We start from the raw sequence: 15407 nt of genomic DNA on the forward strand, positions 1-15407 counted from the left end.
GTTTCAGGCGGCGCTCTCAGCCCCCGACTCACCCCTCGGCTCCCATCCCTGCCGGCGCAGCACGCCCGCGACGTCCGGCGCCTCGTAGGTCTCCCCCTTGAGCACCTTGCCGTCGGCGCGGCGGGCGATCCGGCCGTCGGGGCCGAGCTTGGTCATGTTGGAGCGGTGGATCTCGGCGATCACCTGGTCGAGGTCGATGCCGTGCACCAGCGCGGTGCCGTACGCGACGTAGACGACGTCGGCCAGTTCGTGGGCGAGCTTGTCGAGTGGTCCGGTGACCGACACCTCGGCGACCTCCGCGGCCTCCTCCGCGAGCAGTTCACCGCGATGGGCGGCGAGCGCGGGCGACACCTCGGTGGGCGTGCTGCGGGCGTCGAGACCGAAGGCGAGGTGGAACGCACGGACCAGGTCGGCGGGGGAGGAACTCATACGCGCGACTGTAATGGGCGCCACTGACAGCCCCGCCCGGCCCGCCGCCACCGCGCCGCCCCGCCGGCCGGTGCCCGCCGCCCCTGGCCAGCACGGCGCGCCGCCTGGCAGGATCGCGCCCATGTCCACGCTCCTCCCCCGTATCGGCAGGCGCCGGGCCCTGATGGGCGCGGCGGCCGGCGTCCTGGCGCTCGGCCTGCTGCTGTGGTGGCTGCTGCCGCTGGGCGAGGAGCCGCCGAGCGGATCGGTCACGATCAGCACGGGCACTCCGAGCGGGGTCTACCAGGACTACGGCAAGCGGCTGCGCGCCGCGCTCGCCAAGGACATGCCGCGGCTGAAGGTGCGCCTGCTGACCAGCGACGGCTCACAGGAGAACGTCACGCGCGTGGCGCGCGGCCAGGCCGACTTCACGATCGCCGCGGCCGACGCGGTGGAGACGTACGCGCTCAACGGCGGCCAGGGCGCGGACCGGCTGCGCGGCGTCGCCCGCCTGTACGACGACTACGTCCAGCTCGTCGTCGCCCGCGACTCGGGTATCCACTCGGTCGCCGATCTGCGCGGCAAGCGAGTGGCCATAGGGCCGCCGGAGTCGGGTGTGCGGCTGATCGCCGACCGGGTGCTGCGGGTGGCGGGCATCGACGCGGACAAGGACATCACGCCCGAGGCCGACGGCATCGGCAGTGCGCCGAAGCGGCTGCGGGAGGGCGCGATCGACGCGTTCTTCTGGTCGGGCGGCGTGCCCACCGACGGCGTACGGCAGCTCGCCGGCTCGTTCCCGATCCGGTTCGTGCCGATCGGGCCGGACCTCGTCGCGCGGCTGCACCGTGAGGGTGACGCCTCGCGCTACTACCGCGCCACCAACATGCCGGAGTCGGCCTACCCCACCGTGCAGAACGGCGCGGCCGTCCCGACGATGGCGGTGTCCAACCTGCTGATCACGCGCGCGGACATCGATCCACGGCTGACCGAGTGGGTGACCCGCACCGTCATCAAGAGCCGCGACGGCATCGGCGCGCACGTGCACTCCGCGCAGCTCGTGGACCTGCGCACGGCGATCTACACGGACCCGCTGCAGCTCCACGAGGGCGCACGTCGGTACTACCGCTCGGTGAAGCCGTGACGCCGCCGGCCACGTCGTCGCTCGCTCAGGCCGACGCCGCACCCTGCGTGGACGCCGGCTGCGGTGCGTGCCGGGGCACCGTCACCGTCACCACCAGGCCGTGCGGCTCGTGGTGGCCGTAGGAGATGGAGCCGCCGCCCGCGGCGAGCAGCGCGCGAGTGATGGACAGGCCGAGGCCGGAGCCCTTGACGTTCTGGTGCCGGCCGCTGCGCCAGAAACGGTCGCCGACGCGGGTCAGCTCCTCGTCGGTGAGGCCGGGGCCGTTGTCGGTGACGACGACGGTCACGGTGTCGCCTCCCGCCGCGACCGCCACCTCCACGCGCTGCCCGGCGGGCGTGAACTTCACCGCGTTGTCGATCACCGCGTCCAGCGCCGACGACAGGGTCACCGGGTCGGCCCAGCCGGTCGTGGCCGGGCAGTCGCCGACCAGACGCACGCCCTTGGCCTCGGCGGTGGGCGCCCAGGCCGCGACGCGCTCGGCGGCGAGCGCGCCGATGTCCGTGGTCTTCGTGTCCGCCTCGGCGTGCTCGGCGAGCGCCAGGTCGAGCAGGTCGTCCAGGACCTGCGCCAGCCGCTTGCCCTCGGCCTGGACCGAGGCGATCTCCGTATTGCCCTCCGGGAGCTCGAATTTCAGCAGTTCGATGCGCAGCAGCAGCGCGGCGAGGGGGTTGCGCAGCTGGTGCGAGGCGTCCGCGACGAAGGCGCGCTGCTGCTCCAGCACGTCCTCGACGTGGTCCGCCATCTCGTTGAACGACTTGGCCAGCCGCTGGAGTTCCGGCGGCCCGCCGGCCGCCGCCACCCGTGACTTCAGACGTCCGGTGGCGATGTCGTGGGTGGTGGCGTCCAGCACCCGCACGGGCCGCAGGACCCAGCCGGTCAGCCGCAGTGCGGCGCCGACGGCGAGCAGCATCGCGGCGACCAGGCCGGCGGCGATGACCAGCCAGCCGCGCAGGATCCGCGAGCGCATCTCGCCGGTGGGCGAGTCGGTGACCACGACGGCGACGACGTCCCCGTCGCGGATCACCGGTGAGGCGACGACGAGCCGGCCGCGCTGCCAGGGCCATACCTGCTGCGGGTCGTGGCTGCGCCGGCTGAGCAGCGCTTCCTCGAAGGCGGCCCGCACCTCACCCGTGCGGGGGAGGAAGAACCCGGCGGGGGCGTGCACCATGGGCGTGTCGGTGCGGTAGAAGACGCCGGCGCGGATGCCGTACACCTCGTAGTAGCTGGCGAGTTCGTGGCTGAGGGTCTCCAGCCGTTCGTCTCCCGGGTTGCGGTCGGCGGTGGCTGCGGTGTCGACGTACTGCGCGAGGGCCGCGAAGCGGGCGGTGTCGTCGATCCGGTCGACGACCACCTTCTGCTGCTGGCCGGCCGCGACGCTGACGGCCAGCGGGATGCCGAGGGCGAGCAGGACGGCCGCCATCAGGACGATGAGCAGCGGCAGCAGGCGTGTGCGCAACCCGTCCCCGCTAGGCGGCCGGGGCGACGAGGCGGTAGCCGACGCCGCGTACGGTTTCGATGAGGGCCGGCATGCGCAGCTTGGCGCGCAGGGAGGCGACGTGCACCTCCAGGGTCCGGCCCGTTCCCTCCCAGCTGGTGCGCCACACCTCGCTGATGATCTGCTCGCGGCGGAAGACCACGCCGGGCCGCTGCGCGAGCAGTGCGAGCAGGTCGAACTCCTTGCGGGTCAGCTGGACGACGCTGCCGTCGACGGTGACCTGACGGGTGGGCAGCTCGATGCGGACCGCGCCGAGGTGGACAGCGGTGCGGGTGTTTTCGGTGGCCTCCTCGGCGGCGGGACGGCGCCTGCTGACGGCGTGGATACGGGCGAGGAGTTCCCCGGTGTCGTACGGCTTGACCACGTAGTCGTCGGCGCCGAGGTTGAGGCCGTGGATGCGGGAGCGCACGTCGGCGCGGGCGGTGACCATGATCACCGGGGTGGCGGTGCGCTTGCGGATCTTGCTGCAGACCTCGTAGCCGTCCTGGTCGGGCAGGCCCAGGTCGAGCAGCACGACGCCGAAGCCGGGGCCCTCCGGGACGAGCGCCTGCAGGGCCTCCTCGCCGTTGCGCGCGTGCGTGACGTCGAAACCGTGCCGGGCCAGGACCGCGGACAGTGCGGCGGCGACATGGTTGTCGTCCTCGACGAGCAGCAGTCTCATCCCGGCCTCCTCCGATTCATCGGGCGTACGGTTTGTCTGAGTAACAACGCGTGCACGCGCGCGTGCACCATGGCAGTCACGCTGATGGACGAGGACGGCGTCAAGAGGGTTCCGGTTGGTCGGGGCTTTAGTTACCCGCCCGATACGTGCCCAGGTCACTCCGCGCGGCACAAGTGCTACGACAGGTGTCCGATTGCTATCGGATCGTGATGCTCAGATTCCCCTCAGATGTAATGACGCTGGTCGGGGCTGGTTACTACATTCCTCCGAAACCGAGGAGGACGGAGCCTGAGAGCGATGAGCGAAGTATCGGTGGCCAAGCAAGACGTGGCCTCCAGCGACGAACTCGTCGTCCTGAAGAGCGTCAACAAGCACTTCGGCGCGTTGCACGTGCTCCAGGACATCGATCTGACGATCGCGCGCGGTGAGGTCGTCGTGGTCATCGGGCCCTCCGGGTCCGGTAAGTCCACCCTGTGCCGCACCATCAACCGGCTGGAGACCATCGACTCCGGCTCCATCAGCATCGACGGCAAGCCGCTGCCCGCCGAGGGCAAGGCCCTGGCCCGGCTGCGGGCCGACGTCGGCATGGTCTTCCAGTCCTTCAACCTCTTCGCGCACAAGACCGTGCTCGAGAACGTGATGCTGGGCCAGATCAAGGTCCGCAAGGCCGACAAGAAGCAGTCCGAGGAGAACGCCCGCGCCCTGCTGGACCGGGTCGGCGTGGGCACCCAGGCCGACAAGTACCCCGCTCAGCTCTCCGGCGGCCAGCAGCAGCGCGTCGCGATCGCGCGGGCTTTGGCCATGGGTCCGAAGGTGATGCTCTTCGACGAGCCGACCTCCGCGCTCGACCCGGAGATGATCAACGAGGTGCTGGAGGTCATGCAGCAGCTCGCCCGCGAGGGCATGACGATGGTCGTCGTCACCCACGAGATGGGGTTCGCACGTTCGGCTGCAAACCGCGTGGTGTTCATGGCGGACGGCCGGATCGTCGAACAGGCTGCGCCCGACCAGTTCTTCAGCAACCCGCGCAGCGACCGGGCCAAGGACTTCCTGTCGAAGATCCTGCACCACTGAACCGGCCGCGCGCCCGCCGCGCCGTCGAGCGCCCCGCATCGTTCCTCACGCAAAGGATGTCCACCATGAAGCTCCGCAAGGTGACCGCCGCCTCGGCCGTCGTCCTCAGCATCGCCCTGTCCGCCACGGCGTGTGGCGGTGGCAACAAGGACAACAGCTCGTCGTCCTCGGGCAGCAGCAACAAGGTCAAGATCGGCATCAAGTTCGACCAGCCGGGTCTCGGCCTGAAGGAGCCGAACGGCAAGTTCTCCGGCTTCGACGTGGACGTGGCCACGTACGTCGCGGGGCAGCTCGGCTACAAGCCGGACCAGATCGAATTCGTGGAGACCAAGAGCGCCGACCGCGAGAACGCCCTCTCACGCGGCGACGTGAAGTTCATCGTGGCCACGTACTCCATCACCCCGAAGCGGCAGCAGAAGGTCGACTTCGCCGGTCCGTACCTGCTGGCCCACCAGGACCTGCTGGTCAAGAAGAACTCCGACATCACCAAGGGCACGGACCTCAACGGCAAGAGGCTGTGCTCCGTGACCGGTTCCACCTCGGCCCAGAACGTTCAGCAGAAGATCGCGCCGAAGGCCCAGCTCAAGGAGCTCGGCGGCTACTCCGAGTGCATCTCCGGCCTGCAGAGCGGCGCGGTGGACGCGGTCACCACCGACGACTCGATCCTGGCGGGCTTCGCCGCGCAGGACAAGTACAAGGGCCAGTTCAAGCTCGCCGGTCTGAAGCTGAGCAACGAGAACTACGGCATCGGCGTGAAGAAGGGCGACGCCCAGCTGGTCGACAAGATCAACAAGGCGATCGAGAAGATGGAGAGCAGCGGCGCCTGGGAGGCGGCCGTGAAGAAGAACTTCGGCCCGGCCGACTACAAGAACGAGCCGGCTCCGAAGATCGGCCAGATCGTCAAGTAACGCGGCCCACCGCAGTCAGCTCGGGGTCCCCCCGGTGCGCGCCGCCGCCCGTCGCCCTGCCGGCGGCGGCGCGCCCCGCCCTCCACGTACGTCACCCACCCGGAAGCGCGGGAGATCGTGTTCGACTTTCTTGAAGGCTACGACGTCCTAGGGGCGTTCTGGATGACGGTGAAACTCACCGTCTTCTCGGCCGTGGGCTCCCTGGTCTGGGGCACCCTGCTGGCGGCGATGCGGGTCAGCCCGGTCCCGCTGATGCGCGGCTTCGGCACCGCCTACGTGAACATCGTCCGGAACATCCCGCTGACGGTGATCATCGTCTTCACCTCGCTCGGCCTCGCCGACATCTTCCGCATCACCCTGGGCGCTCCCAACGACTTCGCGCTGCAGGGCTTCCGGCTCGCGATCCTCGGCCTGGTCGCCTACACCGCGGCCTTCGTCTGCGAGTCGATCCGCTCCGGCATCAACACGGTGCCCCTCGGCCAGGCCGAGGCGGCCCGCGCGATCGGGCTGAACTTCAGCCAGACCCTCCGCCTGATCGTGCTGCCGCAGGCCTTCCGGGCGGTCATCGGCCCGCTGGCCAACGTGCTGATCGCGCTGACCAAGAACACCACGGTGGCCGCGGCCATCGGTGTGGCCGAGGCGGCCTCCCTGATGAAGAAGATGATCGAGAACGAGGCCCAGACGCTCGCCATCGGCGCGGTCTTCGCCCTCGGTTTCGTGGTCCTGACCCTGCCCACGGGCCTCATCCTCGGTTGGCTGGGCAAGCGACTGGCGGTGAAGCGATGAGTTCCGTCCTCTACGACACACCCGGACCCCGTGCCAAACGGCGCAACGTCCTGCTCTCGGTCGTCTTCTTCGTCCTCCTCGCCCTGTTGTTGTGGTGGGTCGTGCAGACGCTGGACGACAAGGGCCAGCTCACGAGCGCCCTGTGGAAGCCGTTCGTCCAGGGCGACACGTGGACGACCTACCTGATCCCGGGCCTCGGCAACACCCTCAAGGCGGCCGCGCTCGCCATGGTCATCGCCCTGCCGCTGGGCGCGTTCTTCGGCATCGCACGCCTGTCCGACCACCGCTGGGTGCGGGGGCCGTCCGCCGTGGTGGTGGAGTTCTTCCGGTCCATCCCGGTGCTGCTGCTGATGCTGTTCGCGAACGAGCTCTACTCCCGCTACACGAACGTCACCAGCGACGAGCGGCCCTTCTACGCCGTCGTCACCGGCCTGGTGCTCTACAACGCCTCCGTGCTCGCGGAGGTGGTCCGGGCGGGCATCCTGTCCTTGCCCAGGGGTCAGAGCGAGGCGGCCTACGCCATCGGTCTGCGCAAGACCCAGACGATGACGAGCATCCTGCTGCCGCAGGCGGTCACGGCCATGCTGCCGGCGATCGTCAGCCAGTTGGTGGTCATCGTGAAGGACACCGCGCTGGGCGGTGTGATGATCGGCTACAACGAGCTGCTGAACTCGCGCAGCACCCTCGCGGCCAACTTCGCCAACGTCATTCCCAGCTTCATCGTCGTGGCGGTCATCTACATCGTGCTGAACTTCATCCTGACGTCCTTCGCGAGCTGGCTCGAGGGCTATCTGCGGCGCAGCAAGCGCAGCACGGGCGCGGTCCTCGGCGCGGAGGACATGGAAGAGCTGAACCCGGCGGCGGTGGGCGGCACCTTCGGCACCGGCGGTGAGGGCGGCGGCCCCAGCGGCTTCACCCACCCCGGCGGCAAGAAGCCATGACGGCCAATCAGGTTGCTTGAGAGAAACGGAGGCAGTGGCGTGATCGCCACTGCCTCCGTCACTTGACGCAAGCAGCGGCAATGGGTTGCATACGTTCTGTGATCGCGCACCCTGCTCCAACCTGTTGTTCACCTACGTCCCCGAGGGCACCGCTGCGAGCAGGGGGCGCCGCGCCGTGGACCCGGTGATCATCGTCGGAGCGGGGCCTGTGGGGCTCACGCTCGCCCTGGCGCTGGCGCGTCAGGAGGTGCCGTCGGTCGTCCTGGACGAGGGACCCGGCAAGGACGAACCCCGGCTCGCCCGTACGGTCGTCCTGCGCGAGGACACCGCCGCCCTGCTTCAGCGGCTCACCGGAGTGCCGCTGGACCGGGCCGGACTGCGTTGGGCCGGATGGCGGTCGATGCGGCGCAAGCAGGTGATGCGCGAGATCGCCTTCGACGACGACACCGAGCCCGCTCCCCTGCACATCGCCCAGCACGTCCTGACTGGCGTCCTGCGCGACGCACTCGCCGGTGAGCGCCTCGTCGAGATCGCCACGGACAGCCGCCTGGACACCGTCGAGCAGGAACCCTCCGGCGTCACCGCCCACACCCGCGGCCCGAACGGCACCTGGTGGCGCGGCAGTTTCCTCGTCGGCTGCGACGGCCCCCGCTCCACCGTGCGCAAGCTCGCGGACATCCGCTTCCCGGGCCGTACGGCGGTGGAACGGTACGCCGTCGCCGCGCTGCGCACCGAACTCCCCTGGGACGGCGAGGCCGTACTGCACCGCCTGCCGCCGTGGCGCACCTCCGGCCCGAGCGCCGGCGAGGTCACCGCGCGGCCGCTGCCGGACGGGGTGTGGCGGCTGGACTGGCTGCTGCCGGCCGGCAAGGACCTGGTCACGCCGGAGCTGCTCATCGCCCGCGTGCGGGAGACCCTGGCCGGCTGGCACGACGGCACCACGCCGCCGTACGACCTGCTGGACACCGGCGTGCACACCGTCCACCACCGCCTCGCCCGCCGCTGGCGCTCCGGCCGGGTCTTCCTCGCCGGGGACGCCGCCCACCTGCTGGGCACCCTCGGCACGCAGGGCCTGGACGAGGGGCTCCGCGACGCCGACAACCTCGCGTGGAAGCTGGCGTCGGCCTGGCACAACGGGCCGCGCGAGGCGCTGCTCGACAGCTACCAGACCGAACGCCGCTCCGCCGTCGCCGCCCGGCTGCGCGCCGCCGACCAGGTGCTGCCGCTGCTGCGGGGCGGCGGCGGACTGCGGTCCTACGTCCCCGGCGCGACCCGCGGCCACGACGCCCTGCTCACCGAGGGCCACCTCGGCCGCGGCCCGCTCGGCGAGACGGCCGACTACGCCGACTCCCCGCTCGCACCCCGGCATCTGGAGGCGGAGGTCCCCGTCGGCACGCCGCCCGGCGCGCAGATCACCGACGTCCTGGTCACGGCGGAGGACGGCTCCTTCGTCCCGCTGCGCGACCGGCTCGGCCGCGGGGCGCTGCTCGTCGTCCTGATCGCACCGGGCACCGGCGTATGGGAACGCAAGCACTGGGTCACGGCCGGGATCATGCCGCGGCTGGCCGCCGCGGTGACCGCGCTGCCGCATCCGGCGGAACTGCTGGTCGCCGAGGAGTACCCGGGCGCCGCCGCCCACACGGTGCTGCTGGTGCGCCCCGACGGTCACCTGGTCACCGCGCTGAGCGGCGTACGCCCGGCCGACCTCTACGCCGCCGCCGAGGCAACCCTGGGCGGACCCGCGCGGACCGAGGTGACGGCCGGCTCCGCCGCGACATGACGCCCCTCGCCGTCACTGTGCGTCCGCATAGTGACGGTGAATTGACCGCTCCGGAGCGTCGTGGTGTACTCCGGAGCGTGACCGACACCGATGTGCGCCTGTGGCGGAGGGTCCATATGGACCTGCTCCGGTACGCGGGCTGCGTGTGTCGTCCGTCCTGCTGAATTCGCATCCCCCCTTCTTCTCTGCCTTCTTCTCTGCCGCGCGCGCCCGTGCCCGTCGTGCCGTCGCGCGCCGCCGACGCGAACGCTCAACAGGACGGTGCCCGTGTCTGTCTCCCCCTCGCTCCCCTCTGCCCTGAACAACGTCTCAGCCGCCGCCTCCGTGCCCACGCAGGCGGATCTTCTGGAATTCGTCCGGCGTACGGCCGCCGACACCGCGCTGATCGACTCGCTCCCGCTCGACCCGGAGGGCCGCACCTGGGTGCGCCTCGAGGGGCCCGGCGGCAGCGAGGCCTGGCTGATCGGCTGGCCGCCCGGCACCGGGACCGGCTGGCACGACCACGCCGAGTCCGTGGGTGCCTTCGTCACCGCGCGCGGTGAGCTGCGGGAGAACGCGCTGGCGGCCCGGCTGCCCGCCGACGGCTGGAAGACGCTGGAGCTGACCGACGGGGTGGACCGGTCCCGGCAGCTGCCCGCAGGCCGCGGCCGCTCCTTCGGTCACCACCATGTCCACGAGGTGCTCAACCAGTCCACGGCCGAGCACGCCGTCTCCGTGCACGCCTACTACCCGCCGCTGCCCCTCATCCGCCGCTACAGCCGGACCGGCCAGGTGCTGCGCCTGGAGCAGGTCGAGCGCCCCGAGGACTGGCAGTGAGCGACGCAGTGAGCAGGAACGCGGTGAGCACCGACGCGGTGGGCGTCGACGCGTTGCTGGAGCGGGTGCGTGCCGGGTACGCGCGCGTGGAGGCCCGGGAGGCCCACGCGGCCGCCGGCGCCGGTGAGGCGCTGCTGGTCGACATCCGGTACGCGGCCCTGCGCGAGCGGGACGGCCTGATCCCGGGCGCGGTCGTCGTCGAGCGCAACGAGCTGGAGTGGCGGCTCGACCCGCAGGGCAGCCATCGCCTCCCCGAGGCCACGAGCCACGATCTGCGGATCGTGGTGATCTGCAACGAGGGCTACGCCTCCAGCCTGGCGGCCGCTTCCCTGCACCAGCTCGGTCTGCACCGGGCCACCGATCTGGTCGGCGGCTTCCAGGCCTGGCGGGCGGCGGGGCTGCCGGTGGCGTCAGAGGGACGGTGAGAGCGGCAGACCCGCGCGGAACCAGGCGTACGCCGGTACGGGTCCGGCGCCGTGGAGGGCGTCGGACCGTTCCCCCGTCGAGTCGAGTCCGTTCCGCGTCGAGGCGGGATCAATCTCTCGCCGATCCCTCGCCGAGTCAGATCCCGTCCTCGTCGAGGAAGTCCGTCTCCTCGCCCTCTTCTTCGAGCGCCTCCCGGACCACGCGCAGGGCCATGCCCTCCGGGTAGCCCTTGCGGGCGAGCATGCCGGCGAGGCGGCGCAGGCGCTTGTCGCGATCGAGGCCGCGGGTGGCGCGCAACTTGCGGGCCACGAGGTCACGCGCGGTCGCTTCCTCCTGCTCGCTGTCCAGCTGCGCCACGGCCTCGTCGATCAGGGCCGAGTCGACGCCTTTGGTGCGCAGCTCCCGGGCGAGAGCCCGGCGGGCCAGGCCCCGGCCGTGGTGCCGGGACTCCACCCAGGCGTCCGCGAAGGCGCTGTCGTTGATCAGCCCGACCTCTTCGAACCGCGACAGCACCTCCTCGGCGACCTCGTCCGGGACGTCCCTCTTGCGCAGGGCGTCCGCGAGCTGCTTGCGGGTGCGCGGGGTCCCGGTGAGCAGGCGCAGGCAGATCGCCCGTGCCCGCTCAACCGGGTCCCCCGGAGGCTCCCCCTGCTCGGCCCTCGACAAGGAAGAGGCGCCCCCGTCCTCGGCGGACGGCTCCCCGGGGTGCTCCCCGAAGCCGCGCCGTCGACGCCCACGGCCGCCGCGCGTCCCCCCGGTACGCGCGCCGTCCCGTGCACCGCCCGCGCGACGCGGCTCCCCGCTGTCGTACCCGGCGGCGTCGTCGTACTCGGTGCCGTCCTTGCTCCGGGCCGGGGCCACGTCCTGCCTCTCGGCCCGCTCCGCGGGGGCGTCGAGGTGGGCGTACTCGGCCCAGTCGGTTCGTCGTGTCACGGTCAGCTCTTGGCTGCGGCGGCCTTGGTCTTGGTGGCCTTGGCCGCCGCGAGGGCAGGCGCCGCCTTGGCAGCGTCCTCGGCCCCGGCTCCGGCGGAGACCGCGGCGTCGGCGCCCGGCTCGGCGGCGGGCTCCTCGGCGCGCACGCCGACGCCCAGCTTCTCCTTGATCTTCTTCTCGATCTCGTTGGCCAGGTCGGGGTTGTCCTTGAGGAAGTTGCGCGCGTTCTCCTTGCCCTGGCCGAGCTGGTCGCCCTCGTACGTGTACCAGGCGCCGGCCTTGCGCACGAAGCCGTGCTCCACACCCATGTCGATCAGGCCGCCCTCGCGGCTGATGCCCTGGCCGTAGAGGATGTCGAACTCGGCCTGCTTGAAGGGCGGGGCGACCTTGTTCTTGACGACCTTGCAGCGGGTGCGGTTGCCGACCGCTTCCGTGCCGTCCTTCAGGGTCTCGATGCGGCGGATGTCGATGCGCACCGAGGCGTAGAACTTCAGCGCGCGGCCACCGGTCGTGGTCTCCGGGGAGCCGAACATCACGCCGATCTTCTCGCGGAGCTGGTTGATGAAGATCGCCGTGGTCTTGGACTGGTTGAGCGCGCTGGTGATCTTCCGCAGCGCCTGGCTCATCAGACGGGCCTGCAGACCGACGTGGCTGTCGCCCATCTCGCCCTCGATCTCCGCACGCGGCACGAGCGCGGCGACGGAGTCGATGACGATGAGGTCGAGCGCGCCGGAGCGGACCAGCATGTCCACGATCTCGAGCGCCTGCTCGCCGTTGTCCGGCTGCGAGAGGATCAGGTTGTCGATGTCGACGCCGAGCTTCTTCGCGTACTCGGGGTCGAGGGCGTGCTCCGCGTCCACGAAGGCGACCTGGCCGCCGGCCTTCTGGGCGTTGGCCACCGCGTGCAGGGTCAGGGTCGTCTTACCGGAGGACTCCGGGCCGTAGACCTCCACCACACGGCCGCGCGGCAGGCCGCCGACACCGAGGGCGACGTCGAGTGCGGTCGACCCGGTGGGGATGACCTCGATGGGCTCATTCGGCCGCTCGCCCAGGCGCATCACCGCGCCCTTGCCGAATTGCCGTTCAATCTGTGCGAGCGCGGCGTCGAGGGCCTTCTCGCGGTCGGTTCCTGCCATGGGTTCCACCCGGTTTGCTTGAGTCGATCGCTTCACGTCAAAGACGCTAACGCCTGCCACTGACAACGCGCCCCGACGCCGGTTCGGCCTGTGGATAACCCTGGGACACACCCGCTCGAACTGGGACGAAATCCCCTCCGTTGAGCCTTGCCGGAGCCTCCATATGAATGGATGTTCGATTTTCGTGTCAAGCGCGCCACGCGGCACCTCCGAGCGTACGCCCGCGCCTCGGCGCCGCCGGGAATCACCGCGAACCGCTGCTCCCCGCGCCGTACGCGAGGTGTCTCCGACGGTACGACGACGGCCCGCGCGGCAGCCGAGAAGCTCGGTGGCATGGACAACAGGTCGGCGGCTCGAGCACAGGACATCCACCGCGGCACACCTGCGGCCACGCCTCGCGCCTCCCTCCCGCTACGTCCCGTCGACCGGCTGTGTCTGGTCATCGGCGCCGCGCTGATCGTCTCCGGGCTGGCGCATCTGCTGGTCTTCGCCGTCGACGGCGGCCCTTGGTTCGGGCCGGTGTCCTGGCGGAAACCGGTGACCTTCGGGCTGTCGTTCGGCGTGACGCTGCTCGCCATCGCCTGGGTCACGACGTACCTCAGGGTGGGAGCACGGCTGCGCTCCGCGCTGCTCGCCGTGTTCGCCGTGGACTGTGTCGTGGAGGTCGGCGGCATCACGCTGCAGGCGTGGCGGCGGGTTCCCTCCCACCTGGACATGGAGACGCCTTTCGACACGGCGGTCTCGATGACGCTCGCGGTGGGCGGCGGCGTACTGATCGTGCTGCTGACCGTCTTCGCGGTGGCGTCCTTCCGCCGGCGGCCGTCCGGTCCCGCGGGCATGCCGCTCGCGGTGCGTTCCGGTTTCGCCCTCCTGCTGGTGGGCCTCGCCTCGGGCGCCGCGATGATCGCGCGCGGTGTCGTGCTCACCCGCACCGGCCACCAGGAGGCCGCCTACCACTCGACGGCCCCGCTCAAGCCGCTGCACGGGGTGAGCCTGCACGCCGTCCTGGTGCTGCCCGCGCTGGCCTGGCTGCTGGCGCGCACCTCGTGGGACGCGGCGGTGCGCAGGCGGGTGGTGGAGGCGGCGGTGTGGGCCTACGCCGCGGCGGTGGCCGGAGCGGGCGTATGGGCGCTCCTCACGTACTAGCCCTCAGGCATTCGCATCACGTGCGAGCCCCCAGGTACGGGCATCACGTGCCGGCCCCCAGGTACTGGCGTCACGTGCCGGCCGTCAGGTACTGACGTCGTCGTCCTCCCCGCGCGTCCGGGTCCGCCCCCACAGGCCCCGGGCCCGGGTGAGAGCGCCCGCGCCGCGGCCGCGGTGGCCGTGGACGCGGGGGTCGTCCGTGACGGCGTACCGCTTCACGTACGCGCCCAGGAACGCCTGGAGCGTCGCGACCGCGGGGATGGCGATGAGCGCACCGACCGCGCCGAGCAGAGCGGTGCCGGCGATCACCGAACCGAAGGCGACCGCGGGATGGATGTCCACCGTCTTCGAGGTCAGCTTCGGCTGCAGCATGTAGTTCTCGAACTGCTGGTAGACCACGACGAAGACCAGCACCCACACCACGTACAGGGGATCGACCGTGAAGGCGATCAGCATCGGCAGCGCGCCGGCGAGATACGTGCCGATGGTGGGGATGAACTGCGACACCACGCCGACCCACATGCCGAGCACGGGCGCGTACGGGATGCCGAGGGCCTGCAGCATGACGTAGTGCGCGACGGCCGAGATCAGGGCCATCAGCCCGCGGCTGTAGAGGTAGCCGCCGGTCTTGTCGACGGCGATCTCCCACGCGCGCAGCACTTCGGCCTGCCGGGCGGGCGGCAGCACCGAGCATATGCCGCGGCGCAGCCGGGGCCCGTCGGCGGCGAAGTAGAAGGAGAACAGGCCGATCGTCAGCAGCTGGAAGAGGCCGCCGAGGACCTGTGTGGACACGTCCAGGACGCCGGCGGCGCTGTTCTGCACGTACTTCTTCAGCCAGTCGGAGCGGAGCAGGCCCTGCTGGATGTCCAGCCGCTTGAGGTCGGTGTGGAACGTGCTGTTGATCCAGTGGATGAGCGAGTCGAGGTAGTCGGGGAAGTGCTCGATCATCTTGATGATCTGGCCGGCCAGCATCGAGCCGAGCAGGGTGACGAACCCGGCGGAGACGATCAGCAGGCCGAGGAAGACCAGGAACGTGGCGAGACCGCGGCGCAGGCCGCGTGAGGACATCCAGCTCACCGCGGGTTCGATGGCCAGGGCCAGGAAGAACGCGATCAGGATGTTGATCAGCAGCCCGGTGAGCTGGTGGAACGCCCAGCTGCCCAGTTGGAAGGCCGCGATGAGGGCGAGCGCGAGGACCATGGCGCGCGGCAGCCAGCGGGGCATGCGGCCGGCCGGCCCGGCGTCGCTCCCGGCCGGGGGCCGGGTGGAGGGCGTCGTGCCGTCGGTGAATGCCTGTGGGGCGGACTGCCCGGTGTCGTCAGTGGATGCCACGGACCAAGTCTCGCCGACGCCACCGACAACCCGACACCGCCCTGCCCCTGCCGACCGGGCGCCGCCGCGAACCCGACACCGCCCTGCCCCCGCCGACCGGGCGCCGTCGCGCGACCTTCACCTCGTTCCCCGTACTGAGCACGGGCCCGTCGTGGTCGGGTCGCGCTCAGCGCCTCTCTCGCGGGACGTTCATCACCGTGCACACCACACGCCACACGTCCTTGGCCTCCCAGCCGGCCGCCAGCGCCTGGTGCACCGTGCGCTCGCCCAGTTCCGACATCACGTGGTCACGCGCGAAGGTGTCGGCGTAGCCCGCGCCGAAGTGCTCCGCCATCCGCTCCCAGAAGACCGTCAACCGCATGCGACCAGTATCCCGCCCCTGAGAGTGGGCTCCGGCCGGGGACCGCCCACCGAGACCGCTTAC

The 15407-nt window shown here is 71.0% G+C and carries 17 protein-coding genes; 10 read left to right on the forward strand and 7 right to left on the reverse strand.

The window, feature by feature from the left end:
• Window positions 1-3 precede the first annotated feature (3 nt).
• Entirely contained in the window at window positions 4-429 is a 426-nt protein-coding gene (locus AC0B9F_RS10445) for a pyrophosphohydrolase domain-containing protein (protein WP_472000779.1), read from the reverse strand.
• Between the two features lie 121 nt (window positions 430-550).
• Between AC0B9F_RS10445 and AC0B9F_RS10450 the strand changes: the two genes are divergently transcribed.
• On the forward strand, window positions 551-1549 hold the full coding sequence (locus tag AC0B9F_RS10450) for a TAXI family TRAP transporter solute-binding subunit (RefSeq protein ID WP_472000781.1): 999 nt from the start codon (window positions 551-553) through the stop codon (window positions 1547-1549).
• Between the two features lie 25 nt (window positions 1550-1574).
• Here AC0B9F_RS10450 and AC0B9F_RS10455 read toward each other — a convergent pair whose 3' ends face one another.
• Window positions 1575-3005, reverse strand: a complete 1431-nt coding sequence (locus AC0B9F_RS10455; protein WP_472000783.1) for a sensor histidine kinase — start codon at window positions 3003-3005, stop codon at window positions 1575-1577.
• Between the two features lie 10 nt (window positions 3006-3015).
• Entirely contained in the window at window positions 3016-3705 is a 690-nt protein-coding gene (locus tag AC0B9F_RS10460; protein WP_472000784.1) for a response regulator transcription factor, read from the reverse strand.
• Between the two features lie 297 nt (window positions 3706-4002).
• On the opposite strand from AC0B9F_RS10460, the gene AC0B9F_RS10465 reads away from it, so the two are divergent.
• From AC0B9F_RS10465 to AC0B9F_RS10500, 8 genes are all read left to right on the forward strand, one after another.
• The gene (locus AC0B9F_RS10465; protein WP_472000786.1) at window positions 4003-4779 is read left to right on the forward strand and encodes an amino acid ABC transporter ATP-binding protein; all 777 of its coding nucleotides are present in this window, start codon (window positions 4003-4005) and stop codon (window positions 4777-4779) included.
• Between the two features lie 65 nt (window positions 4780-4844).
• Window positions 4845-5687 (forward strand): glutamate ABC transporter substrate-binding protein, encoded by an 843-nt coding sequence (locus tag AC0B9F_RS10470; protein ID WP_472000788.1) that lies wholly within the window; start codon window positions 4845-4847, stop codon window positions 5685-5687.
• 117 nt (window positions 5688-5804) lie between these two features.
• Window positions 5805-6473 (forward strand): amino acid ABC transporter permease, encoded by a 669-nt coding sequence (locus AC0B9F_RS10475; protein WP_472000791.1) that lies wholly within the window; start codon window positions 5805-5807, stop codon window positions 6471-6473.
• Complete coding sequence (locus AC0B9F_RS10480) at window positions 6470-7414, forward strand: amino acid ABC transporter permease (RefSeq protein WP_472000792.1); 945 nt, start codon at window positions 6470-6472, stop codon at window positions 7412-7414. Before AC0B9F_RS10475 ends, AC0B9F_RS10480 begins: the two co-directional genes overlap by 4 nt.
• A gap of 175 nt (window positions 7415-7589) precedes the next feature.
• Window positions 7590-9194 carry an FAD-dependent monooxygenase gene (locus AC0B9F_RS10485; RefSeq protein WP_472000924.1) on the forward strand — a complete coding sequence of 535 codons (1605 nt, stop codon included), beginning with the start codon at window positions 7590-7592 and terminating at the stop codon, window positions 9192-9194.
• Entirely contained in the window at window positions 9191-9358 is a 168-nt protein-coding gene (locus AC0B9F_RS10490) for a putative leader peptide (RefSeq protein WP_472000795.1), read from the forward strand. The genes AC0B9F_RS10485 and AC0B9F_RS10490 overlap by 4 nt, the downstream gene beginning before the upstream one ends.
• Window positions 9359-9461: 103 nt before the next feature.
• Window positions 9462-10010 (forward strand): cupin domain-containing protein, encoded by a 549-nt coding sequence (locus tag AC0B9F_RS10495; RefSeq protein ID WP_472000798.1) that lies wholly within the window; start codon window positions 9462-9464, stop codon window positions 10008-10010.
• Window positions 10007-10435 (forward strand): rhodanese-like domain-containing protein, encoded by a 429-nt coding sequence (locus tag AC0B9F_RS10500; RefSeq protein WP_472000799.1) that lies wholly within the window; start codon window positions 10007-10009, stop codon window positions 10433-10435. Before AC0B9F_RS10495 ends, AC0B9F_RS10500 begins: the two co-directional genes overlap by 4 nt.
• Before the next feature lie 136 nt (window positions 10436-10571).
• On the opposite strand, the gene recX is transcribed toward AC0B9F_RS10500, so the two are convergent.
• Both recX and recA read right to left on the reverse strand, forming a co-directional pair.
• Window positions 10572-11369: a recombination regulator RecX gene (gene recX, locus AC0B9F_RS10505; RefSeq protein WP_472000800.1), complete on the reverse strand. Its 798-nt coding sequence runs from the start codon at window positions 11367-11369 to the stop codon at window positions 10572-10574.
• Window positions 11370-11371: 2 nt separating this feature from the next.
• Window positions 11372-12505 (reverse strand): recombinase RecA, encoded by a 1134-nt coding sequence (gene recA / locus AC0B9F_RS10510; RefSeq protein ID WP_472000803.1) that lies wholly within the window; start codon window positions 12503-12505, stop codon window positions 11372-11374.
• 333 nt (window positions 12506-12838) lie between these two features.
• Here recA and AC0B9F_RS10515 point away from each other — a divergent pair, with 333 nt between their 5' ends.
• The gene (locus AC0B9F_RS10515) at window positions 12839-13651 is read left to right on the forward strand and encodes a hypothetical protein (RefSeq protein ID WP_472000805.1); all 813 of its coding nucleotides are present in this window, start codon (window positions 12839-12841) and stop codon (window positions 13649-13651) included.
• A gap of 84 nt (window positions 13652-13735) precedes the next feature.
• Here the strand turns inward: AC0B9F_RS10515 and AC0B9F_RS10520 are convergent, their stop codons facing one another.
• The gene (locus tag AC0B9F_RS10520) at window positions 13736-14983 is read right to left on the reverse strand and encodes an AI-2E family transporter (RefSeq protein WP_472000807.1); all 1248 of its coding nucleotides are present in this window, start codon (window positions 14981-14983) and stop codon (window positions 13736-13738) included.
• 166 nt (window positions 14984-15149) lie between these two features.
• Window positions 15150-15344 carry a DUF3046 domain-containing protein gene (locus AC0B9F_RS10525; protein ID WP_472000808.1) on the reverse strand — a complete coding sequence of 65 codons (195 nt, stop codon included), beginning with the start codon at window positions 15342-15344 and terminating at the stop codon, window positions 15150-15152.
• Between the last annotated feature and the right edge of the window lie 63 nt (window positions 15345-15407).

The sequence above is a fragment of the Streptomyces sp. NPDC097129 genome (assembly GCF_055668065.1).